The following is a 21,746-nucleotide window of genomic DNA, read 5'->3' as shown; positions in this document are numbered from 1 at the left end:
CTATTAAAAGTATTCCTTACGTGCAAGAAATCGATGATTTTGCCAGGATCAACAGTTCGCGTCATCAATGCCGACGATATCTACTACGGGTTTCAAGGATTAGTCCAACGGGTTAGTGATGGAAAGGCGGCGGTTTTATTTGAGGGAGGTAATTGGGATAAACTAGTCACCTTCCGACTCTCAGAAATTGAACCACTAGAGGCAACAGCCGGGAAGAAATAAAAATGATCGCTGGTTTGAGGGGTAGCGTTGAGCGCGTCAGTGGTCATCGCGCATTTCTCATCCCTTCACATTGCTTACGGTGTTGGTCAAACCCAGTAATGACTAAACACGACCCATCATCAACGAATAAACGGATGTAACCTAACATGCGTCTTCCCTTACCCCAGTTTGCCACTGGCGATCGCTCCTCGAATCACATTGCCGAGGTCATCGAAACAACCACCACCGAATTTCTGGCGCAGTGTTTGGAGCCGGAAGATTTAAGCTTCCCTGTCATGCCGCCCTTTGGCAGTTGGGTAAAGTCTGTTGATGAAGAGTCAGGCAATCAAGTTTTGGCTGTGGTTTACTATGCCACAACTAGCCCGATTGACTCGGTTCACCGGGCGCGGGCTTTGGGGCTGTCCCTTTCAGACTTGCGCGAGCAACAACCTCAGATTTTTGCCATGCTCAAAACTGAGTTTCGGGCGGCAATCGTCGGTTTCCAGCCTCCCTATCCGGGAATGAATGGGAAGGGACACACCAATGGTCAGGTCTACCAGTACCTGCCGCCCCGTCCGCCACAAATTCATCAAGCCGTCTATCAGTGCGAACCCGACGAAGTTATCTACTTTAGCGAGCAACTAGATTTTTTGCGGACGCTCTTACAGGTCAATGGTGCCCCCGTCGAAGCCCTAATCGCCGCAGCGGTGCGCGAGGTGTACCAATTACGTCAGGCAGACCGGGATTGGTTAGTTAAAGCCGGACGTACTTTGAGCATCTTACTTAAGGATGATTATGACCGCTTACGGTATATTTTGAGCCAGCTTCACTATTGAGCTACGCCTTATCAACCTAAGGATTAATGACTAATCCTAGAAAATAGTTTTTACAATTATCATAATCTTTTAAATTTGCCAAGGATGCAGTGGCGATCGCATCTGCCATTCCGGGAGGCGACCTAAATGTGTCTTGCCTCAAAACGCCCTGTTCTCAACTCCTGAGTGGAAGATTCCACAAACATATTTTTATGGAACCAATTTCCGAAGTCTTAAAGGAACCCATTGTTCCGTTTGCAGTTTTGCTGGTGGTCATTTTCACAGTACCCGCCTTATTTGAGCGGTTGCGAATTCCTGGTTTGGTTGGGTTATTAGCCGCAGGAATTGTCCTCGGCCCAAATGGCTTAAATTTGCTTCAGACAGAACTCCCAACAATGCGGCTTCTGTCGGATATTGGGTTAGTTTACCTGATGTTTGTCGCTGGCTTGGAAGTGGACATGGAGCAGTTCCGCCGCACCAAGAATCGTTCCATGGGCTTTGGTAGCTTCACCTTCGCCATCCCGTTACTTATGGGACTACTAGTGGGGCGCTTGTTTGGCTTTAGCTGGAACGCCTCAGTTTTAATTGGTTCTTTATTTGCCTCCCATACCCTCCTTGCCTATCCAATTATCAGACGATTGGGAGTCGTCAACAACGAATCGGTAGTAGTCACCATTGGTGCCACAATTTTTACCGACATTGGCGCTCTTTTGGTCTTAGCCATTTGTGTGGCGATTGATGCTGGGGAATTCTCTGTGACGCGACTAGCAATTTTGCTAGGTTCCCTGGCGATTTATTCCGCCACTGTTCTATTTGGCTTCGACTGGTTAGGGAAGGAATTTTTCCGTCGTTCTAAAGATGATCAAGGCAACCAATTCTTATTTATCCTCTTAGCACTGTTTCTCGCCTCTGTAGGTGCCCAGCTAATCGGTGTAGAAAAGATTATTGGTGCCTTCCTCGCTGGTTTGGCGGTAAACGACGTAGTTGGGAATGGCCCTGTCAAAGAAAAAGTTGAATTTGTTGGCAGCGTGCTGTTTATCCCCATCTTTTTCGTTGATCTAGGCTTGCTGATCGATATCCCAGCTTTTATCAAGAGCATTGATGCTATCGGTCTAACGGCTGCCATTGTGGTGGGTTTGATTAGTAGCAAACTGTTAGCCGCACTGCTGGCAAAGGTAGTCTACCGCTACAACCTCCAGGAAATGCTGACGATGTGGTCGCTGTCGATCCCCCAAGTCGGAGCGACATTGGCAGCAACACTAGTAGGTTACCGAGCGCAAGTGCTGGATGAATCCGTTTTAAACAGCGTGATTGTCTTGATGCTGGTGACTGCCACCCTAGGCCCCATTCTGACTTCCCGGTTCGCCCCTCAATTGGATATAGCCAGCAAAAATTTGTCAGGGGTAGAGGCACCCCCAGACTTGGGATGGACGTCAGGGATAGCCAACGAAAAGGGGGAATTTACTGTCGTGGTGCCTGTCTATAACCCTAAGACTGAGCGCTACTTAATGGAACTGGCGACGTTGTTGGCACGACACGAAGAAGGTCGGATTGTGCCGTTGGCGATCGCACAAGCTCATGCTCACATGGATTCGCCAGAGCTAAATCAGGCGGTTGCTAAGAGCCAAAGCTTACTGGATCAAGCGCAAAAACTGAGTCGAGAGTTAGGAGTTGAGGCATCACCCCAACTACGAATTGAGTACGATGTCGCTCAAGGCATTAGTCATACCAGTCGCGAACAAAATGCTAGTTTGATTGTGCTGGGTTGGGGTGGACGGGAAGGGTTTCGCGCCCGTGTATTTGGTAACCTGACGGACTCGGTTCTGTGGTCAGCTCATTGCTTAGTAGCCGTCACTCGTCTTTTGGATTCACCGCTTAAAACTCGGCGCATCCTAGTACCTGTGGAAAACTTAACCACCTCCGCTGTGCGTCCGGTGCGGTTTGCCCAGATTTTATCGGAAGTCAATCAAGCGCAAGTTACCTTGCTGCATGTGTGCGACTCCAGAGTATCTGAAAGTAAAATGGCCTGGACTCGCGCCCAGCTAGAAATCATCGTTTCTCAGTTTGCTCCCCAAAATCCCTTGATTGAGATTCAGATCCTGCGGCAGGACAACGTGACGCAGGCGATTTTGGCAACGGCGACCTCTTATGACTTGGTGGTGTTGCGATCGCTCCGGCGTCGTGTCGGTGCCGACGGCTTGGCAATCGGCGAAGTCACCGCACCCCTAGTCAAACAACTTACTTGCTCAGTCGTCATGCTCGGAGAAACCCAAGGGGCACCCTCAGATATTTTCGCTAACAGCAAAACCAACCCTAGAGCCTCATAGGAAAGTTGACGCTAGGGCTAAAGTCGGCAACGATGCTCTTACTCGCTTTCCACCTCACTTTTGAGCTTTAACTGCGCTGCCGTTGATTCGAGTTGTTGCTTTTCTCGCTTGAGGTCTTCTTCGAGAATTTGAATTTGCTCGCGACGGGCTTCCATTTCTAGATGGCGGCGAGTTAAATCTTGACTTTGTAAGGTTAAGTCTTGCCGCCACTGTTCTGTACGTTCTGCTTCCTGTTGTAAGAAGCTGGGGGTGACACCTGTGGTCAGGTACTTCTGAAGTAAGTCCAGAACCCAGTCCTTTGCCGACTTAATGCTGAGAATTTCGTAAGTATTAGAAAGTTCTAGCAGCACTAACACACCGTCGCTCAGGGCGTCTCCGTGAACGGCAGGAATGATCGGTTCTGGATTCAGTACTGTCCAGGAATTTTCTGATTGTTGGCAAGCCAGCAATCGCAGTTCCACCCCGCCGGAACTCTCATTATGTTGTACTTGGGCTAGGTGTAACATCATTCTCGTAATGGGAATCCTTTAGCGGTTAACTAAGACGAGTCAGCCGATTGCTGAGAATTTCAGCTTGTTTTTCCACCTCTGCCAGTGCCTCTTTTGCACCCTGCACGACTGTTTCTGGGGCTTTATTGACAAAATTGGGATTTTCTAGACGCCCTGATAACGCTTTCGCCTCGGCTTGCACTTTATTTAAACCTTTCTCTAACTTAGCGCGCAGAGCCTCGACATCCACAATTCCAGCTAGGGGCATTAACACTTGCACTGTACCAACAACTCCTGCCATTGAATTCCTCAGTTCTTCCTCTAAAGCAGGAGTAATGGTTAAATTATTTACTTTTGCCAAATCTTGAATGTAAGACTCTCCAGCTTCTAGAATTTGACGTTCTTCATCCTTGGCACTTTGCAAAATAATCGGCACCTTCACCCCTGGCTTAACATCTGCTTCTGCCCGGAGGTTGCGGATGATGCGGATTGTACCAATGATCAGGTCAAACTTTTGCTCAAGGTCTGGATCGATCAGCGTTGCCTTGCCGTCCAAAAGGAGGGGCTGGGATGATTCCTTAGGCATTAGGGCTGTTGTCTGGGGAGCGCTTGGCAAGCTCTGAGGCTGGGGTTCTGGAGAGCCTACAACCTTTTCTTTCAGGGATTGAGTCTTGGCTTTTAATTCTTGGCGGTTGTTTCTAAAGAGTAAATAGCGATAAACAAACCAAAGTAAGTATCCTAAACCCACAGCTTGAAAGGTTTGTGCCACAAAGGGGAGGCTATTGAGTCCATTGACAACGCCTTGTGCCACCCTAAAAGCAATCAAAGTGGCAAACAACAGACCCACTACGAGTAGGGGGCGCTGATAATTGCTGAAAAACTTGCCCAACGAGGCGGGGAGTCTCGACAACAAGCTTGCCCCTTGATTGAAGAGTTGTTGAGCTTGGGTTGAGTATTTCTCTAAAGAAGATTCAGTACTTTCCGGTTCAGCATTGGAGGAGGCGGCTTCAGCGTGAGATTTATCTGCTTCTGGATAAGGTTGCAGCGCCAAAAATTCCTCAGATTTTTGCGTCAGGGTATGCCAAATCTCTTCCGTGATGTGGGGCATGAAGGGATGCAGCAGTTTCAGGATGCCTTCGAGGACGTAGGCAAGGGTTTGTTGCGCGACTTGCCGTGATGGGGATGTTGCATCCTCACGCAATCGCGATTTGACGAGTTCGATATACCAGTCGCAGAAATCCCCCCAGATGAAATCGTAAAGCCCCTTTGCTGCTTCACCCATGCCGTAGACATCAAGGTTTTCGCGAGTTTGTTTGGCGACTTGGTGAAAGCGAGAAATAATCCAGCGATCGCTTAATTCTAAATTCTCTCTTGGTTCGCCCAACTGCTGCGGCGTTTTGCCATCTAAGTTCATCATCACAAACCGGGCAGCATTCCACAGTTTGTTGGCAAAGTTCCGTGATGCCTCCACCGACACCGACTCATCTGTCTCGCGGTCGTACTCTAGACGGATATCTTGCCCCGCCCCTGCGACTTCCCGAATCAAGGTGTAACGCAGGGCGTCGCTGCCGTACTTGTTAATCAACAACAAAGGATCGATGCCATTGTTTGCCGATTTGGACATTTTCTTATTGTTTTCATCCCGCACCAGCCCGTGGATGTAAACCGTCTCAAAGGGCATCTGATTGGTAAAGTGTCCTGCCATTATCGTCATCCGAGCCACCCAGAAGAAGATGATGTCAAAGCCAGTCACTAGGGTAGTGGTGGGATAGTAAGTCTTGAAGTCCGCCGTCTCATCAGGCCATCCCATGGTTGAAAAGGGCCACAAGCCAGAGGAAAACCAGGTATCAAGCACATCCGGGTCTTGTTGGAGCTTGACATTTTCTCCAAATTGTGCAGCAGCCTTGTGTTGGGCTTCTTCCTGATTATGGGCAACTACAAAGGGCGTGTTGGCGGCAATCTCGCCCCCAGTTTCACTCACCACATACCAGGCGGGAATTTGGTGTCCCCACCAGAGTTGGCGAGAGATACACCAGTCTTTGAGATTCACCAGCCAGTCGCGGTAAACCTTTGTCCAGCGCTGAGGAACAAACTCCGGCGAGTTCTGCTCGTCGAGGAATGCCATCGCCTTGTCAGCCATGGGGCGAATTTTGACAAACCACTGGGTAGAGATGAGGGGTTCGACGGGGACTTTTCCGCGATCGCTATAAGGTACCGTATGCTTGTAGTCCTCTATCTTCACCAAGAACCCGTCAGCTTCTAGCTGATTGACAACATTCTTCCGGGCATCAAAACGGTCTTGTCCCTGGAAAGACCCGGCATTTTCATTTAACGTGCCGTCCTTATTCATGATGTTGATCAACGGCAGATCGTGACGCTGACCCATTTCAAAGTCATTGAGGTCATGGGCAGGTGTCACCTTTACACACCCCGTTCCGAAGCTGGGGTCAACCAACTCGTCAGCAATAATCGGAATTTCCCGCCCCATAATCGGCAACGTCAAGGTCTTACCAATTAAATGCTGGTAGCGTTCATCCTTAGGATTCACCGCCACCCCTGTATCTCCTAGCATCGTCTCTGGGCGAGTGGTTGCTACTTCTACATAACCACTGCCATCGCTAAGGGGATAGCGAAAATGCCAGAGATTTCCGTTAACTTCCTTATTTTCGACTTCTAAATCAGAGACAGCAGACTGAGTTCCAGGGCACCAATTCACCATGTATTCGCCCCGGTAAATCAGCCCCTCCTCATACAGTTGGACAAAAGCAGTCAGTACAGCTTTTGATAAGCCTTCATCGAGGGTAAAGCGTTCCCGTGACCAATCTGCCGACACACCTAAGCGTTTTAGCTGATTAACAATTGTGCCACCCGATTCTTCCTTCCACCGCCAAGCCCGTTCGAGAAACTTCTCGCGTCCCAACTCGTAACGGGTGGTGCCTTCTGCCTTAAGTTGTTTTTCCAGAATCGCCTGCACGGCAATGCTAGCGTGGTCGGTTCCTGGTAACCACAGAGTATTGCCGCCTTTCATCCGGTGATAACGGACGAGGGTGTCAATCAGGGCATTCTCAAAAGCATGACCCATGTGCAAGCTGCCCGTGACGTTGGGCGGCGGAATGACGAGGCTGTAAGGTTCGCCGCTGTGGTTGGGGTCGGCTTTGAAGACTTGGTTTTCTTCCCAGGAGTGCTGCCACTTGGATTCTGTGGCAGTGGGGTCGTATTTGGTGGCAAGGGTGGGAATTGTTGCGGTCATTGGGGAATGCTAAGGGCAGTTAGGGTTACTTAAGATTTTGCCATACTGCCAGGAATGAGGGGGAAAGAGGGAATGAACCGCAGAGGCACAGAGGACACGGAGAGAAGAGAGGAAAAAGAGAGATGAATGAGTTGACGGGTGCGGTAATTGGGTCGGCAATTGAGGTACATCGGGTGTTAGGGCCTGGTTTTTTGGAGGTGGTGTATGAGGAGGCATTGGCTGCGGAACTTGAGTTGAGGAGGATTCCTGTAATTCGTCAAAAAGTGGTGGCTGTGAATTATAAAGGTCGTAGAGTTGGTGAAGGCAAGTTGGATTTACTAGTTGCCAACAGCCTCATTGTTGAACTTAAAGCAGTAGTTAATCTAACGCCAATCCATGAAGCCCAAGTTCTCTCTTATCTCAAAATGACAGGCTATCCTCTTGCTCTTCTCATCAACTTCAACGTTCCCCTCCTCAAAGACGGCATCCGCCGCATCATTCTCTCTTAACCTCTTCCCTCCGTGCCCTCTGCGCCTCTGTGGTCTATCAAAAAACGATTAATCCGCAATAATAACTAATAATCCTGCCAAAATAACCAAAAAGTGCGTGAATTTGCCGATCTTTTTGCGGATTTCTCTGACTATGCTGTGTAAGCGGATGTAATACGTAAGTAGCGCTTACAAGGCTAAGATGAAAAACTTCCAACTTCGTTTCAAGGTTGCACTGGCTACCGCGATCGCCACCAGCATTGTCAGTACTCCGGCTCAACTGCTGGCAGCCGATCTGCAGCAACCCACCCAAACCCTTACCGCTCAAGCTAGCAGTACCGATCGCTTGCTACAACAAGTTAGTGAGTTGCGCGGGGTTGGGAAGTATCGAGAAGCCCTCGCTATTTTGGAACAAGTCCTCAAACTCCAGCCCAACTCCTTCTTAGCCTGGTATTGGCAAGGCGTTACCCTCAGTAGCTTAAAACAATACGACAAAGCGATCGCCTCCTACGACGAAGCCATCAAAATCAAGCCCAACTACCTTTTAGCCTGGTTTGAAAAAGGCAATGCGTTTTACGAACTGCAACAATATGACGCCGTCGTCACCTCATGGAAACAGGTACTGTCCCTAAGAGCAGAATCTGAGTACGAACAACAACTCGTCAGCACGGTTATTCCTCAAAAAATTGCCAGCGTGTTGGTTTCTGACTTGCAGGAATATGAGGAAGCGATCGCGTTCTACAACGAAGTGCTAGAAGTTGAGTCCAAAAGTGCCGAAACTTGGCTTAACCGAGGCACAGCCTACTATCTCTTGGGTCAATACCAAAAAGCGCTGACTGATTTTGATCAAGCGATCGCTATTAACGCTGACTACTCCTTGGCTTGGAAGCGGCGGGGACTGGCACTGTATCGCCTAGAACGTTACGAACAAGCGACGGTTGCGTTTGAACGAGCCGCTAGATTAGCACCAGACGACCTAGAAGTAGCAGGACTCCTCTCCGTATTGCAAACCACCTCCCAAACCGATTCCCGCGCCTCCCAGCAGCAACTCGTTGCCCTCCGTGGTGATATCAGTACAGCAGAAGCAACGCTGGTTAGCTTACGCTCAGAAATTAAAACCGCCACTACCCAGCTAGCATCCTCTCGAACTGAGGTGCAACAGTCTCAACAACGCCTGGTAGCACTCCGCCAAGAATTGCAAACAGTTCAGGCGGAAGTCCGCACCTCTCAACAACGTCTGGTGTCACTCCGCCAAGAAATTACAACCACTCAAGCGCAATTGGCATCCTCCCAACGGGAAGTGCGCCAATCTCAAGAGCGCCTCGTTGCCGTGCAAGCCGAAATTAAAACCGCTCAATCCCAACTGCAACAATCTCAGCAGCGGTTAGTCGCGATCCGAGAAGAGATTAAAACGATTCAAGCCCAACTAGAATCCTCCCAACGGGAAGTGCGCCAATCTCAGGAGCGCCTCGTTGCCGTGCAAGGGGAAATTAAAACCGCTCAATCCCAACTGGCATCCTTCAGGAAAGAGCGTCAAAGCTTAGAACAGAGGCTGGTGGCTATACAGCAGGAAATTAAAACCACCGAAGAACGGCTAGAAGCTTCCCAAGTCGAAGTTCGTCAATCTCAACAGCAGTTAGTCTCGTTTCGTAACGAAACGCAAGCAACACGCGATCGCCTAGAAGCACTCAAAAAAGAAAGCCAAAGCCTAGAACAACGATTAGTCGCTGTGCGTGGAGAAATCAAAACCGCTGAAGAACGGCTCACGACCTCCCGCACGGAGTTGGAAACTTGGCAAAGCCGACTCATAGCCGCACGAGGAGAGATGCAAACACTGCAAGCCCAAATCAAAACCCTCCAAGAGCAGCGAACTGCTTCTCAAAGTCAACTCCAGTCTGTACAACAGCGTTTAGCTGCTCTACAAACTGAAATCCGCACTTCAGAAGCCTCACTAACAGCCTCTCAGACCGACATGCGTCAAATGGAAGAGCGCCAGCAAATGGCGACAGAAGCGCTCAACGTCACCCAAGTGCAGTATTGCGGATTGCAAGAAAAACTCAGCGAAATGGAAGTCGCCATCCGGCAAATGCGAGGAACGCGACTAGCCTCAGATGTCGTTCAACGTTGCCCATTTTTACAGGAGGCAAGGTCTGAGTAGTTTGCTCCTCAAGCAAATGTATCAGCAGTTACATTACCTGCTATCTTGACGGTGCTAGAAAATGTCATGCTGGTCTTATAAAGATAGATAGAAAATTTCGTGAGGAGTTAAGACCTTGAAGAAGGTAGAAGCAATTATCCGGCCATTTAAACTAGATGAGGTTAAAATCGCCTTGGTAAACGCTGGAATTGTGGGAATGACCGTATCGGAAGTCCGGGGTTTTGGACGCCAAAAAGGTCAAACAGAACGTTATCGAGGTTCTGAGTACACCGTTGAGTTCCTGCAAAAACTCAAGGTGGAAATTGTCATTGAAGACGCTCAGGTTGATATGGTAGTAGAAAAAATTATCTCCGCTGCCCGTACTGGGGAAATTGGCGACGGTAAAATTTTTGTCACCCCTGTCGAGCAGGTTATCCGCATTCGGACTGGCGAAAAGAACCTAGAAGCTGTGTAGGGCTGAAGAAGTGCTGAGGACTGAGGGACGATTCAGGACTCAGCCATTTTTTCTAGCTGCGGGAGGAGTTCCGCAAAGGCTTTGCCACGATGACTAAGCGATCGCTTCACCTCCGGTGCCATTTCGGCGAAGGTGAGGCGTTTTTCTGGAACGTAAAAAATCGGGTCATAGCCAAATCCCCCCAGACCGCGCGGCGCATGGAGGATAGTACCGGGACAAATTCCTTGGGCTTGGGCGGCGATTGAACCATCGGGACGAGCGATCGCCACTACACAGACAAACTGCGCGTCCCGATGCAATTCATTTCCCAATTCCATTAGTAAGCGCTCAATGCGCTCAGTATCTGTCCTACCGTAACGAGCGGAGTAGATACCGGGTGCGCCATCTAGGGCATTGACTTCTAATCCAGAATCATCAGCGATCGCCCACTCTCCTGTTGCTTTCGCTACCCCTGAGGCTTTCAGGCAGGCATTTTCACTAAATGTTTCGCCTGTTTCCTCAATCTCTAACTCTTCCGGCTTCAATTGCAATTCCCAGCGAGCATCCGTCAAATAATCCTGCATTTCTGGCAATTTTCCCGGATTCCCCGTCGCTACGATTAGTTTTGTCATTTCAGATTTTTATACAGATTAACTAAGTTTTGTCAATAGTTTATTATCTGCAATCTCAAAGAAAAAACAGCAGATTTTGAGGGCTTTAGCCCTGATAACAAACCTTTAATGGGTTAAGTTAAACCGAATTTGCCCAATCTTTCGTCCAGGCAAGGGTCTGACGTGCCTGCTCAATTGTCGGCGCTTCACAGTACAGCCGCAGTACAGGTTCCGTCCCACTAAAGCGAATCATCAGCCAACTGTCGTTAGCCAGACGGAATTTGTAGCCATCTGTGGTTTGGCAATCGACCACCGCTTGATCGGCGATTTCTTTTAAGGGTTGATTTTCCAGTTGCTCGATTAGACGCGATCGCACGTCCATTCCTGACAGGTGCAAATCCAGCCGATCGTAGGCACAAAAGTAGCCCGTTTGCTCTTGTAACTGTTGGTAAAGCTCGCTCAAGTCCAATCCCGACTCCGCGATCGCTTCTAGTAAGTACAACGCGGATAACAGGGCATCCCGTTCCGGAATATGAGTGCCGTAACCAATGCCACCAGACTCCTCACCGCCGAGTAAGACGGGGCTAGATAACATCCGGTCAGCGATGAATTTGTAGCCGATGGGCGTCTCGTAAACAGGTAACTGGTGCAAGGCAGCAACGCGGGGAATCAAATCTGAGCCACTGACTGTTTTGACGACTTCCCCCTTCATGTGACGCCGCGAGGCTAGGTGGTCAATCAGGATGGGAATGAGAATTTGAGGACTGAGGAAGTTACCCTGCCCATCAACAGCGGCAATGCGATCGCTATCACCATCAAATACCAACCCGACAGCAACACCGCTACTGTCACGCCGCCCCTGCGTCCGCATGACTCGGAACAACTTACTCAGGTAGCGTGGTAAAGGTTCTGGGGCACCACCGTTGAAGAGCGGATCGCGATCGCTGTTAATTTCTTGAATCGGGACATCAAGAATCTTACTCAATCCCCCCGCCGCTGCGCCGTGCATGACATCGGCATAAACCGTAAGTTTCCCCTGGCGAATCGCTTCTTGAATCCGGGAAATATCAACTTTTGCTCGCAGGGCTTCACAATAGCTCGACCAGGGGTCAAAGATTTGGAGATTGCCAGGTGTCGCAGCAGGTGGCACGCCTTGAGGCAATAGCGCTTCAATTTTTGATGTGATTTCTGGAGACACCGACCCTCCAAACGCCCCTTTCACCTTTAAGCCTAGATAGCTACCGGGATTATGACTCGCCGTAATCACCAACGCCCCTAAAGCATTACGTTCCTTTGCTGCCCAGCTAAACGCTGGAGTTGGAGCATAATCCTCACTTAGCAAGACATCGAAGCCCGCAGCTTGCACAACTTCGGCTGTCTTTTTGGCAAAGTCTTCTGCCATAAAACGTCGGTCATGACCGACAATTATTGTCCGGTTATCAGCGCTAGCGCCAAAAACATCTGCCAGTACTTTTGCTGCCACCGGGGCAACTAATGCCAAACGCTCAAAGGTGAAATCGGCGGCAATAAGACCTCGCCAGCCATCGGTACCAAACTTAATTGACTGCACGGCAACCGCCATAGAAAAAATTATTTACCAGGTTTTCTCATCCTCATCGCAGGATTCTAACATTGTGACTGGCGATTGGCGACGCCGGGGAGTTGCAGGGCGATCGCCTTCGAGATTGAGAAGCTTTTGCAGTTCAACGCCTTCATTGATCACGCCGCAGTTCCTGCAGGAAGATACTTAGCTAGTGATTTATTTCGGCGCGGCTGCACTAGCTCGTTTCATATCAACCCATTCCCACCGAGCTGTTGCTCCCCTGCTTCTGCCTTTCGATGGCGGGGGTAGGACATCTCTTCTTGAAGCTTTTTCAGGAGCGATCGCAGCTTGATGCGGTCGATATAGGGCCAACCTCCTGATTCTTCGATATCCCTGAGTAGGGCGTAGAGGGCTTGCCGATTGTCGGGTAACGCGGATTGAAACATCTCTTCACGAATATCTCGATGCCACTGCTCTAAAGCCCGCAGTAGTTCCAAAAGTGCCAGAGCGTTTCCCTGATGGTTAGTAGCTAGGGAGTGAACCTCGATGGCGATCGCTTGCAGTTGGTCTTCTAACGGTTTTTCCTCTAGCTCTGGGTCGTGGTTCATGCTATCCAATTATCTAAAAATTCGCTTCGGGTTACAGCGAGGGGGGATTCTTTTGCCCGCTTGATTCAGGAAAAAGAGGGGACAAGCCCGTGTACAATGCTCTATGAGATCTGGGGCTTGTGCCTTCGGTGCCATCCGACGAACTTTGCTCAACCACCGCAGCGGTTCAAAAGATTTCGCACGACGGCAAGCGCTCTTGTGCCCCAAAATATAGCATGGGTGGCAATCAACTTGTGGGCATTCCTTTTGAAGGTTTAAGGACAACAGCGGTTTCACTTCTATGACCGAAGCCCAATTCAAGTTTCACCCTCGCAAGCATTTTCATATCCGCTCTTTTTGAATTGAGGTTGACCATGAGGTATCGCAGTTTTATTGTTGCCTTCCTGGCTTTATGCCTGGGGGTACTAACAGCTTGTAGTGAGGGTCCAGCTAGCGCAGCTAGCAGCGATCAATTAACTTATGACCAAATCAGAAACACCGGTCTGGCAAACAACTGTCCGCAACTGGCAGAAACAAGTCGCGGTTTTCTTGCCATCGATTCCAACCAGTCTTACCGACTGACTGATCTCTGCCTACAGCCAACTACATTTTTTGTCAAGGAAGAACCCGTTAATAAGCGTCAAGAAGCCGAGTATGTTCCCGGTAAGTTGTTGACACGGTACACATCTAGCCTTGACCAAATACGTGGGCCGTTGAAAGTTGGGGAAGATGGTAGCCTCACCTTCATTGAAGAAGATGGGATCGACTTTCAAGCAATCACTGTTCAGTTACCTGGAGGCGAGCAAGTCCCGTTCCTCTTCACAATTAAGAGCTTAGTTGCCAAGTCTCAGCCTGGATTGGATAGCATTAACACCTCTACTGACTTTGAAGGTGAGTTCAAAGTCCCCTCCTACCGGGGTGCAGTTTTCCTAGACCCGAAAGGTCGTGGTGTAGCGTCTGGCTACGACAACGCGATCGCTCTTCCCTCCCAAGCTGACCGAGCAGATCTAACTCGTGCTAACGTAAAGCGCGTGGAAACTCGCTTTGGCACAATCTCTCTCCAAGTTGCGAAGGTAGATAGTCGCACGGGTGAAATTGCCGGGACATTTGAGAGCGAACAGCCTTCGGATACCGACTTAGGCGCTGACGATCCAGAAGAAGTTAAAATTCGCGGCATCTTTTACAGTCGCATTGAGCCTGAATCTATATAGTTCGGTAACACAATATCAAGCCAAGAGTTTCTTTGCTGAAAACTAGTTGTTAAAAGGGGCATATGCCCCTTTTTATTTGGCTCTTCTGAGCTAAAAAAATAGTACTTTCTCCGGAATTTTTGACAAATTAAGGCGCGGTCAGGGATGACTGGGCTAAAATTACGTAGTCTAATCGCGTCACAGTCAATTTTCTAGTGGATTCTCGGTAGTAAATAGCAATTGTTAAACCTAAACTAAACTAGTATGCCTGGGAGATTCACAAGCACAGACTTGAGACGGACGAAAAAATTCCAGCTGTTTGTCGGGCAAGAGGTGTCTATCTTTCCCCACACAGCAAGCTTAGTGGCAAATCAATGCCTATGTCCCAAGTCACAGCAATCTTCTAAAGGCGGGAATTAAACTAAGTTGGCTCTTCTGCAATTAGATTGCTCTACCGGACTCAATCAGCTATGCCTATTAATGCCACTAACGATTTGAAGCAGGAGAGCCTGCAACTCTTACGAGAATACAAACAACTCTCCAGCGCAGAAACTCGTAATCGGTTAGTACAACTCAACTTCGGACTGGTTAGAAAAGAAGCCCACCATTGGGTTAATCAGTGCAACGAAAGTTATGAAGATCTAATTCAAGTTGGCTGTATTGGATTAATTAGAGCCACCGAACGCTTTGATTTGACCAAGGGACACGCGTTTAGCTCCTTTGCGATTCCTTACATTCGCGGTGAAATTCAGCATTACCTTAGAGATAAAGGCGGCTGTGTCCGTATTCCCCGCCGTTGGTTAGAACTCCGACAACAGGCTGTGATTGTGACTGAAGAATGGCGATCGCGCTACAATCGTCAACCAACTGATGCTCAAATCGCCGTCGCCTTAGATATTCCCCTCTCGGAATGGCAAGAAATTAAACTCGCTCACCAAAATCGCGAACCCCTAAGTTTGGATACCCCAGTACGGGATACCGAAGAAGGAACAACTAGCTTAGGCGATCTTGTCCCCGATCCCGGCTATCGCAGCTTTCAATTAGCCCAAGAAGACCAAATTCGCCTGCAACAGGCGTTAGTTCACCTCGAAAAACGCACTCGCGAAGTCTTAGAATTTGTTTTTCTATACGACTTGACGCAAAAAGAAGTTGCCGAACGCTTAGACATTAGTGTGGTAACCGTCTCCCGTCGGGTCAAAAAAGGGCTAAACCTACTCAAAACGTTAATGAGTGGGACAGAAGATTAAACGCGGTCAGGAAAAGGTGTAACTGGAGAGGATTTCACCCTTACGAACATTTGACGAACGGTATATTCAATACTCCGTCAGCTAAGATACTGTTAGGGATAGGTACGCCTAAACTCTTTAGGACTATATTGCCAACAGAGAACTGAAGCCGAGTCCGGTTGACTAACCAGCAAGGCGACAGCTTCACTAACAACTCAATAAAAGAAACGGATTAAATATACTAGGGAACCTACCCGCGTATTGAGTGTCCTTAAGGCTTGATTTGGGTAATTTCTACAGTATCTGCTAGTAAAGCGTAGGGGGATTGGTCATGCGTCGAACTTCATGGATTGCGTTTGTAGGGATACTTGCTCTTTTGATGGGAGGCTGCGACTCCAGTGATGAGCAAGCTGTAGTAGAAGAAAGTCCTTCTCCCTCTCCTATTGTCTCCCCAGTCCAACCCAAACCCTCACCGCCTCCTGCTGCCACAGCATTTCAAAATCCCGTTCAGCCCTCACAGCCCAGAGGATCTGCAGCCGCTCCTGGTATTCTCAATGTTCCCCCGCCAGGAGAGCGGCTCAATCAAATCCCCAGAGGACGGGTTGATCCGTTTGCCCTAATTCCCACCCAGCCACAAGTGGTGATTTCGCCTGGAACTCCTGCCGCTACGGGGACGGCTCCCACCCGATCCGTTCCCGTATTGCCGAGGATTCCTGTCGCACCGCAGAGAGCCGCAAGACCAACAGCACCTCAAGGCGTGTCAAGAGCAAGGGCAAATGTCTTGCCCACAGCCCGTCCGGGAACAACCACAGCAGCTCGTCCGGGAACGACAACAGCAGCTCGTCCGGGAACGACAACAGCCCGTCCTGGTGGTACAGCAACACGCTTACCTATTCCCGGTTCTGGTGCTCAAGGTTCTGGTGCGGCTCTACCACCGCCCTTTATTCCGCAACTGCCGCAGCTACCAGAACCCACCTTGGCAAAGAATGTCAGGGTGAGTGGAGTCGTACAAGTCGGTGGTGTACCGAGTGCAATTGTTGATGCCCCGAATGAATCGGCTAGTCGCTACGTCCGGGTAGGAGAGCGCTTATCCAACGGACAGGTGCTGGTCAAGCGGATTGACATGAACCAAGGCCCAACTCCAGTGGTGATTTTGGAGCAATATGGCATTGAAGTCGCCCGACGCGTAGGAGAGCTACCTGTCGATGCGCCCGAAGCTGACTCACCAACAGCCGCGCTGAATGCTCCCCAGCTAGTGAGCGCGAATCTATCTCCATAAGCTAGGTAAAAGGACGTTCAGTGGTACAGGAGTCAGTTAGTCAACAGCAACAAAATCAAATCCGTTGCGCTGGATTGCCCCTAGCTGTATATCGAGAGGTCGCTGCCCATTTGCGGCAAGTGCCGGGGGTGGAAACGGGTCTAGTTCCCCAAACATCGCGGCAGTTTGACTACAGCCAAAGTCAGATTGGCAGCTTATGGATTCAGTATGGCTCAGAAGTGGCGGAGGCAGAACGACAACAAGTCGCTGAGATTTTGGCGTATTATCAGAATCGCTATGGTGCTTGGCAGGAAGATAATTCTCCGCACTAAGCAGTAAGTAGAGAGACAAAAAAAACTGATGGGAGCGATCAAAACCTTACGGGGAACGCGAGACATTCTGCCGTCGGAAATTGGCTATTGGCAACAGGTAGAGTCAGTCGCGCGAGAGATTTTAAGTCGTGCTGCCTATCAGGAAATTCGTACGCCAATCTTTGAGCGCACTGAATTGTTTGAGCGGGGAATCGGTGAAGCTACCGATGTAGTTGGGAAGGAGATGTATACCTTCAACGACCGGGCGACACCACCCCGTTCTGTTACCTTACGTCCAGAAGGAACAGCGGGGGTGGTGCGGGCGCTGATAGAAAACAGCCTTTATGCCCAAGGGGGCGTACAACGCCTGTGGTACATCGGGCCGATGTTTCGCTATGAAAATCCTCAGGCTGGACGGCAGCGACAATTTCATCAAATTGGGCTGGAGGTGATGGGCAGCAATAGTCCTAGAGCGGATGTAGAAGCGATCGCTATAGCGACGGATTTGCTGCAAACCCTAGGCTTAAAAAATCTTAGGCTAGACCTCAATTCAGTCGGTAATAATGAAGACCGACAGCAGTATCGAGAGGCGTTGGTAGAGTATCTAACTCCTTATAAAGATGAGTTAGACGCTGATTCTCAAGAACGCTTAAGCCGCAACCCCTTGAGGATTCTTGATAGTAAAGACAAACGTACGCAAGAAATTGCCGAGGATGCTCCCAGTATTCTGGACTATCTTAGTTCCCAATCAAAGGCCCACTTTGAGACGGTACAGCAGCTCCTGACGGCTATTGGCATTAGCTACCACCTTAATCCGCGTTTGGTGCGTGGTTTGGATTACTACACCCATACAGCGTTTGAAATTCAATCGGATGATTTAGGGTCACAGGCAACGGTATGTGGTGGCGGTCGCTATGACGTTCTAGTAGCAGAATTGGGCGGCCCTGATACCCCAGCCATTGGTTGGGCAATTGGTTTGGAGCGGTTGATTTTGCTGCTCCAACAGCTACAGACCCCCTCAGTGCCAAAACGGGATTTTTATATGGTGTCGCGTGGTGAAAGAGCAGAAGCCCAAGCTCTGGAACTAGCGACGAAATTACGGCGATGCGGGTTTAGCGTGGAACTCGATCTGAGCGGCAGTGCGTTTGGTAAACAATTTAAGCGAGGCGATCGCAGTGGGGCGGCAGCTTGCTTAGTATTGGGAGATGCCGAAGCTGAAAATGGCACGGTAAATCTCAAGTGGCTCCAGTCTGGAGAACAGCAGGCGATCGCGCAAACGGAACTCCTGGCAAAAACAGACGAACTCAGACAGCAGCTCGATCATCTTGCAAATGCCATCTAGTCAAGACTCTTATCCCTTTGCCAGTCCCAAGTCCTGATCGATGACAAAGATAAAGTAGCGGAGTAGCTGGTTTTTGAGGGGTTGAAGGGGTATAACAACAACAACGAACAACGATCCGAAGCGCTCCTATGGAATACTGGGAATTTCTACTACAAAAAGAAGGCGATCGCTCTTGGCTTCCGCTCAAAGAACCAAGCCTCATCCTTCAAGAAGGTCGGTATCGGGTGGTTGCTCACTCGTCGCGAGCGAATACTGACGTAGAAATTTGCGTCACTCATAAGAGCACCACAGAGACACCCCCCAAGCGCCGTTTTCAAAAGCGATCGCGCCGCACTAATCCAGAGGGGCTGATGGTTGTGATTCCCTTCACCTACCTCAATCCCGGTGAATGGGAATTGCGCTGTAGTGGAGATGTCATGTCCGATTTCCTCGGTGAATCGTGGCAGCAAGAGGTTCAGTTCCAAATCTCTCCCATCGCCGTTGAGCCAGCAGCAGAACAGACATTACCCGTATCCGACACGACAGCTATTCCTGAGCCATCAGATTTCGTTGCCACAGCCCCTCCAATTCCCAGCATCGACTCTCATCCCATAGAAGCATCAGCGGCAGACAACGAACCTGCCGTTTCTGCGTCTTTGGTAGAACCATCAGACAGTGAAACTTTTGCACCCTCATCTCCTGACCTCCAGCACCCCAGCCTTCACAGCGATGAGCCGCAACCAGAAGAAGCGCTAAAAGCCTCTCTTCATACTGACTTTGCACCCTCATCTCCTGACCTCCAGCACCTCAGTCCTCACGAGGAAGCGCTAAAAGCCTCTCTTCATACTGACTTTGCACCCTCATCCCCTGACCTCCAGCACCCCAGCCCTCACGACGAGCCGCAGCCAGAGGAAACGCTGGAACCCTCTCTTCATGCTGACTTTGCACCCGCCGAGGAAAACAGCGAGACAGCAACAGAACCAGTCACGGCTGAGGTCGTAGATGTTCAGGTAACTGAGTGGGAAGAGCCGCCAGCGCCGCCCTCCATCGGCAACTTAGCAGAGACAACCGCCGTTAATCCCTTGCTAGAACACTCTCTGCAAATGTTGGAGCAAGTCTTGCAGCAGGTCGTTGAGCCTGTCTTGCAGGAGCTAGAAGTAGGAATTGAAGACACAACGGCTCCCCCACACTCCCCAGCCTTGCTGGAGCTGGAGACAGAGCCTCACGGGTTAATGCTGACCCTCGACGAAGAAGCCTTTATCAGTCTTCCAGGAGAGCCTCTGACGATTACGGGGCAGATCGACATATTGGATGTCAATCAGCTTGACGGCTCAATCAGTGCCGATAGTGCTGACCCGACTTTCCAAGGCAGTCTACGCTATGAGCTGCGCGATCCGCAGACCTCCAGGGTTTTACTCGATGTCCAACAGCCCTTACCAGAACAGGTACTGCCTTTTACCTTTAGCTATGACCTAGAAATTCCTCCAAACTGCGAAACTCGTCTGATTCTAGGCACGATCGCGCTGTACAGCAGCACCAAAACTGCCTTAGCCACTCAACCCTTTAGCATTACTGCTGACTTAAGCCAGCTGCTCGGTATCATTTCCCGTGGCAGCAGTGAGGCAGAAGCGACGTCAGGGTCACTAGAACCAACCACTGATTCCCCTCAAAACATCGCCGCAGAGGAGCCAGAATCACAACGGGCATCCCTGCTAAGTGGGGCATTTCTTGAGGCAATTGAGGCAGTGGAAAAGCGCCCACCTCTGCCCCTACAACCCGCACGCGGTCAACTTTTACCGCCGCAAATTAATCAATCTGCTCTAAGTCAGACAAGGGCAATATCTCTCAAATTGCCCGAACTGCCAACATTTAAGTCCGTTGTTGCGGCTGATGACTCAGTAGCAGACACTCCTAAGCCACTCCGTTCTTTGAAAGGAGATCAGAAGGTTCCGGAGACAACACCCGACGATACTGTGCCCAGCGAACAGTCTCACTCGGCAACATCACAGACACAATTGCAGCCAGAGGTCACTCAAGGGGCACCTGATGCCGATGATGCTCACCTCCAGATTGATCAGCCAACTGTCGCGACGGCGGAGGCTTTGCCTGAAACCCTTGAACCCGCCCTCGAATCAGGAGAAAGTTCACTTACACCGCCAACAAATAGTGAGACATCTCCAATAGATGATGCCTTTCAAGCCCTCAATATTCAAGATCGTTTCTGGACACGGTTGAATTCCTTGGCAACAGATGCTGAGTTGTCGGAATGGCTCAGGACTGATTTAACGGCTTGGGACACTCCTGATGAGACGGAGGAGGTGATTGAAGAGACATTTGCAGAGACAGACTTCTCAGAGACGGAGGAGGTGATTGAAGATTCATGGGAAGAGATGGACTTTTCAGAGGCGGAGGCAGTTGTAGAGAGCGGGATGGTTGAAGATCGGTCTTTTTCAGATACTAACGCCGTTTCTGAAGACTCAGTGGCAGCTCAGTCGGCAGTAGAGTTAGAAGAAGTGTGGGATAGCAAAGGGGAGCCATCTACCGCCCCTGCGATTGAGGAAGCAACGGCAGAGTTTAGCGGTGACTTGTTTGACGGTGCTGATAACGAGCGGACGTTAATTCAAGAAAGTCATTCCCTGACAGAGGATAATACTATTTCCCTGGCTCCCGTTAGACAGGTTGAGGACAACTGGGTCAATCGAGAGATTGTTGTGGAAGACGATGATGCAAGCGTCCCTGAAGCTATTTCGAGCAAGCGCCAGGTCACAAAGATCTCTCAGTCAAGGGCATTCACTACGTCTCAACCTGAAGCATTGGCGATCGCGCCTCTGGAGTCAGAGGAGCCAATTCCAGAACCAATCCTCTTTGTCCCGACGCGGGAACTGACGGCGGGCGACACCTTGATCGTGCGGGTGAAGTTACCACCAGAGGCGGGTTCTATTTATGTCAAGCTGTGGATGCAAGACCGACAGAGTCGGGCATTGTTGGATGGCCCCCGCTGGTTGGTCGATTTTACGTCAAATGTTTCTGGGGAGTGGGAGATGCTGACGCAGATGATTGTGCCGTTTGGCAGTGTAGAAATTCGCCTAGAAGCGATCGCGGTTGCTCCTGACACCCAACAGGAGAGTCGTAAGGTCGCTGTAGATTGTGTGGTTTTGCCGCCGGAGTCACCCAACTTTTTAGATGATTTGGACAGTTGAGCAAGGAGTGCGGCGTATCTATTGGTCTAGTCGGGTGAGATGAGGACGCCGCCGTTAGTTATTTAGGGATTCACAGTTTGCAACAATTCCCAGGCAGAGCAGCTAAGTCAGGTAAAATCTGTTGTGTGGTTTAAATAGGAATCTTGATATGCCAGCTTCATTTCTTCCTTCAATTCTCGTCCCTTTAACGGGTTTGGTCTTTCCCGCGATCGCCATGGCGTTTTTGTTCCTCTATATTGAGTCCGAAGACTCCACTGAAATGTAACGTTAACAAATGCTAACGAAAAGACCGCCTGAGTTAATGTCTTAGGCGGTCTTGCTTTTGTCAGCGCCAAACTTATCAAATCAAGCGCTAATCAT

19 protein-coding genes are annotated in these 21,746 nt (G+C 49.8%); 13 read left to right on the top strand and 6 right to left on the bottom strand.

Annotated elements, in window-relative coordinates; all coding sequences use genetic code 11:
• The first annotated feature begins 33 nt into the window (after window positions 1-33).
• The 3 genes from AC5JR3_RS05865 (at window position 34) to AC5JR3_RS05855 (ending at window position 3,343) form a co-directional block, all read left to right on the top strand.
• Complete coding sequence (locus AC5JR3_RS05865; RefSeq protein ID WP_495843953.1) at window positions 34-222, top strand: NAD(P)H dehydrogenase subunit NdhS; 189 nt, start codon at window positions 34-36, stop codon at window positions 220-222.
• A gap of 146 nt (window positions 223-368) precedes the next feature.
• Window positions 369-1,037 (top strand): HAS-barrel domain-containing protein, encoded by a 669-nt coding sequence (locus AC5JR3_RS05860; RefSeq protein WP_495843951.1) that lies wholly within the window; start codon window positions 369-371, stop codon window positions 1,035-1,037.
• 191 nt (window positions 1,038-1,228) lie between these two features.
• Window positions 1,229-3,343: a cation:proton antiporter domain-containing protein gene (locus AC5JR3_RS05855; RefSeq protein ID WP_495843949.1), complete on the top strand. Its 2,115-nt coding sequence runs from the start codon at window positions 1,229-1,231 to the stop codon at window positions 3,341-3,343.
• A 38-nt stretch (window positions 3,344-3,381) separates the two neighbouring features.
• Here the strand turns inward: AC5JR3_RS05855 and AC5JR3_RS05850 are convergent, their stop codons facing one another.
• Both AC5JR3_RS05850 and AC5JR3_RS05845 read right to left on the bottom strand, forming a co-directional pair.
• Window positions 3,382-3,849: an HmpF-related protein gene (locus AC5JR3_RS05850; protein WP_495844010.1), complete on the bottom strand. Its 468-nt coding sequence runs from the start codon at window positions 3,847-3,849 to the stop codon at window positions 3,382-3,384.
• 28 nt (window positions 3,850-3,877) lie between these two features.
• On the bottom strand, window positions 3,878-7,081 hold the full coding sequence (locus tag AC5JR3_RS05845) for a valine--tRNA ligase (protein ID WP_495843946.1): 3,204 nt from the start codon (window positions 7,079-7,081) through the stop codon (window positions 3,878-3,880).
• Window positions 7,082-7,203: 122 nt separating this feature from the next.
• On the opposite strand from AC5JR3_RS05845, the gene AC5JR3_RS05840 reads away from it, so the two are divergent.
• The 3 genes from AC5JR3_RS05840 (at window position 7,204) to AC5JR3_RS05830 (ending at window position 10,160) form a co-directional block, all read left to right on the top strand.
• The gene (locus AC5JR3_RS05840; protein WP_495843944.1) at window positions 7,204-7,569 is read left to right on the top strand and encodes a GxxExxY protein; all 366 of its coding nucleotides are present in this window, start codon (window positions 7,204-7,206) and stop codon (window positions 7,567-7,569) included.
• 181 nt (window positions 7,570-7,750) lie between these two features.
• Window positions 7,751-9,706 carry a tetratricopeptide repeat protein gene (locus tag AC5JR3_RS05835; protein WP_495843942.1) on the top strand — a complete coding sequence of 652 codons (1,956 nt, stop codon included), beginning with the start codon at window positions 7,751-7,753 and terminating at the stop codon, window positions 9,704-9,706.
• 115 nt (window positions 9,707-9,821) lie between these two features.
• Complete coding sequence (locus AC5JR3_RS05830; RefSeq protein ID WP_495843940.1) at window positions 9,822-10,160, top strand: P-II family nitrogen regulator; 339 nt, start codon at window positions 9,822-9,824, stop codon at window positions 10,158-10,160.
• 32 nt (window positions 10,161-10,192) lie between these two features.
• Here the strand turns inward: AC5JR3_RS05830 and rdgB are convergent, their stop codons facing one another.
• The 4 genes from rdgB to AC5JR3_RS05810 all read right to left on the bottom strand — a co-directional run bounded on the left by rdgB (window position 10,193) and on the right by AC5JR3_RS05810 (window position 12,901).
• Window positions 10,193-10,771, bottom strand: coding sequence for an RdgB/HAM1 family non-canonical purine NTP pyrophosphatase (gene rdgB / locus AC5JR3_RS05825; RefSeq protein WP_495843938.1), 579 nt, complete (start codon window positions 10,769-10,771; stop codon window positions 10,193-10,195).
• Window positions 10,772-10,889: 118 nt separating this feature from the next.
• Complete coding sequence (locus tag AC5JR3_RS05820) at window positions 10,890-12,332, bottom strand: phosphoglucomutase/phosphomannomutase family protein (RefSeq protein ID WP_495843936.1); 1,443 nt, start codon at window positions 12,330-12,332, stop codon at window positions 10,890-10,892.
• 12 nt (window positions 12,333-12,344) lie between these two features.
• Window positions 12,345-12,473, bottom strand: coding sequence for a hypothetical protein (locus tag AC5JR3_RS05815; RefSeq protein ID WP_495843934.1), 129 nt, complete (start codon window positions 12,471-12,473; stop codon window positions 12,345-12,347).
• 65 nt (window positions 12,474-12,538) lie between these two features.
• The gene (locus AC5JR3_RS05810) at window positions 12,539-12,901 is read right to left on the bottom strand and encodes a hypothetical protein (RefSeq protein ID WP_495843932.1); all 363 of its coding nucleotides are present in this window, start codon (window positions 12,899-12,901) and stop codon (window positions 12,539-12,541) included.
• 353 nt (window positions 12,902-13,254) lie between these two features.
• On the opposite strand from AC5JR3_RS05810, the gene AC5JR3_RS05805 reads away from it, so the two are divergent.
• The 7 genes from AC5JR3_RS05805 to psaI all read left to right on the top strand — a co-directional run bounded on the left by AC5JR3_RS05805 (window position 13,255) and on the right by psaI (window position 21,651).
• Complete coding sequence (locus AC5JR3_RS05805; protein ID WP_495843929.1) at window positions 13,255-14,091, top strand: photosystem II manganese-stabilizing polypeptide; 837 nt, start codon at window positions 13,255-13,257, stop codon at window positions 14,089-14,091.
• 449 nt (window positions 14,092-14,540) lie between these two features.
• Window positions 14,541-15,317 (top strand): RNA polymerase sigma factor SigF, encoded by a 777-nt coding sequence (locus AC5JR3_RS05800; RefSeq protein WP_495843927.1) that lies wholly within the window; start codon window positions 14,541-14,543, stop codon window positions 15,315-15,317.
• A gap of 310 nt (window positions 15,318-15,627) precedes the next feature.
• Window positions 15,628-16,575 carry a hypothetical protein gene (locus tag AC5JR3_RS05795; protein WP_495843925.1) on the top strand — a complete coding sequence of 316 codons (948 nt, stop codon included), beginning with the start codon at window positions 15,628-15,630 and terminating at the stop codon, window positions 16,573-16,575.
• A gap of 20 nt (window positions 16,576-16,595) precedes the next feature.
• Window positions 16,596-16,886 carry a hypothetical protein gene (locus tag AC5JR3_RS05790; protein WP_495843923.1) on the top strand — a complete coding sequence of 97 codons (291 nt, stop codon included), beginning with the start codon at window positions 16,596-16,598 and terminating at the stop codon, window positions 16,884-16,886.
• A 28-nt stretch (window positions 16,887-16,914) separates the two neighbouring features.
• Window positions 16,915-18,207, top strand: a complete 1,293-nt coding sequence (gene hisS / locus AC5JR3_RS05785) for a histidine--tRNA ligase (protein ID WP_495843921.1) — start codon at window positions 16,915-16,917, stop codon at window positions 18,205-18,207.
• Window positions 18,208-18,335: 128 nt separating this feature from the next.
• On the top strand, window positions 18,336-21,386 hold the full coding sequence (locus AC5JR3_RS05780) for a hypothetical protein (protein WP_495843919.1): 3,051 nt from the start codon (window positions 18,336-18,338) through the stop codon (window positions 21,384-21,386).
• A gap of 148 nt (window positions 21,387-21,534) precedes the next feature.
• Window positions 21,535-21,651 (top strand): photosystem I reaction center subunit VIII, encoded by a 117-nt coding sequence (gene psaI / locus AC5JR3_RS05775; RefSeq protein ID WP_495843917.1) that lies wholly within the window; start codon window positions 21,535-21,537, stop codon window positions 21,649-21,651.
• The last annotated feature ends 95 nt before the right edge of the window (window positions 21,652-21,746 follow it).

This window comes from Kastovskya adunca (assembly GCF_059505785.1).
The sequence above is the reverse complement of the archived record's forward strand: the minus strand, read 5'-3'. Positions and strand labels throughout refer to the sequence as shown.

Coding starts and splice junctions, on each gene's coding strand:
- rdgB (WP_495843938.1), bottom strand. CDS start 10,771: ATGACAAAACTAATCGTAGCGACGGGGAATCCGGGAAAATTGCCAGAA.
- psaI (WP_495843917.1), top strand. CDS start 21,535: ATGCCAGCTTCATTTCTTCCTTCAATTCTCGTCCCTTTAACGGGTTTG.
- AC5JR3_RS05855 (WP_495843949.1), top strand. CDS start 1,229: ATGGAACCAATTTCCGAAGTCTTAAAGGAACCCATTGTTCCGTTTGCA.
- AC5JR3_RS05845 (WP_495843946.1), bottom strand. CDS start 7,081: ATGACCGCAACAATTCCCACCCTTGCCACCAAATACGACCCCACTGCC.
- AC5JR3_RS05780 (WP_495843919.1), top strand. CDS start 18,336: ATGGAATACTGGGAATTTCTACTACAAAAAGAAGGCGATCGCTCTTGG.
- AC5JR3_RS05840 (WP_495843944.1), top strand. CDS start 7,204: ATGAATGAGTTGACGGGTGCGGTAATTGGGTCGGCAATTGAGGTACAT.
- AC5JR3_RS05810 (WP_495843932.1), bottom strand. CDS start 12,901: ATGAACCACGACCCAGAGCTAGAGGAAAAACCGTTAGAAGACCAACTG.
- AC5JR3_RS05795 (WP_495843925.1), top strand. CDS start 15,628: ATGCGTCGAACTTCATGGATTGCGTTTGTAGGGATACTTGCTCTTTTG.
- AC5JR3_RS05860 (WP_495843951.1), top strand. CDS start 369: ATGCGTCTTCCCTTACCCCAGTTTGCCACTGGCGATCGCTCCTCGAAT.
- AC5JR3_RS05800 (WP_495843927.1), top strand. CDS start 14,541: ATGCCTATTAATGCCACTAACGATTTGAAGCAGGAGAGCCTGCAACTC.
- AC5JR3_RS05865 (WP_495843953.1), top strand. CDS start 34: ATGATTTTGCCAGGATCAACAGTTCGCGTCATCAATGCCGACGATATC.
- AC5JR3_RS05805 (WP_495843929.1), top strand. CDS start 13,255: ATGAGGTATCGCAGTTTTATTGTTGCCTTCCTGGCTTTATGCCTGGGG.
- AC5JR3_RS05835 (WP_495843942.1), top strand. CDS start 7,751: ATGAAAAACTTCCAACTTCGTTTCAAGGTTGCACTGGCTACCGCGATC.
- hisS (WP_495843921.1), top strand. CDS start 16,915: ATGGGAGCGATCAAAACCTTACGGGGAACGCGAGACATTCTGCCGTCG.
- AC5JR3_RS05850 (WP_495844010.1), bottom strand. CDS start 3,849: ATGTTACACCTAGCCCAAGTACAACATAATGAGAGTTCCGGCGGGGTG.
- AC5JR3_RS05820 (WP_495843936.1), bottom strand. CDS start 12,332: ATGGCGGTTGCCGTGCAGTCAATTAAGTTTGGTACCGATGGCTGGCGA.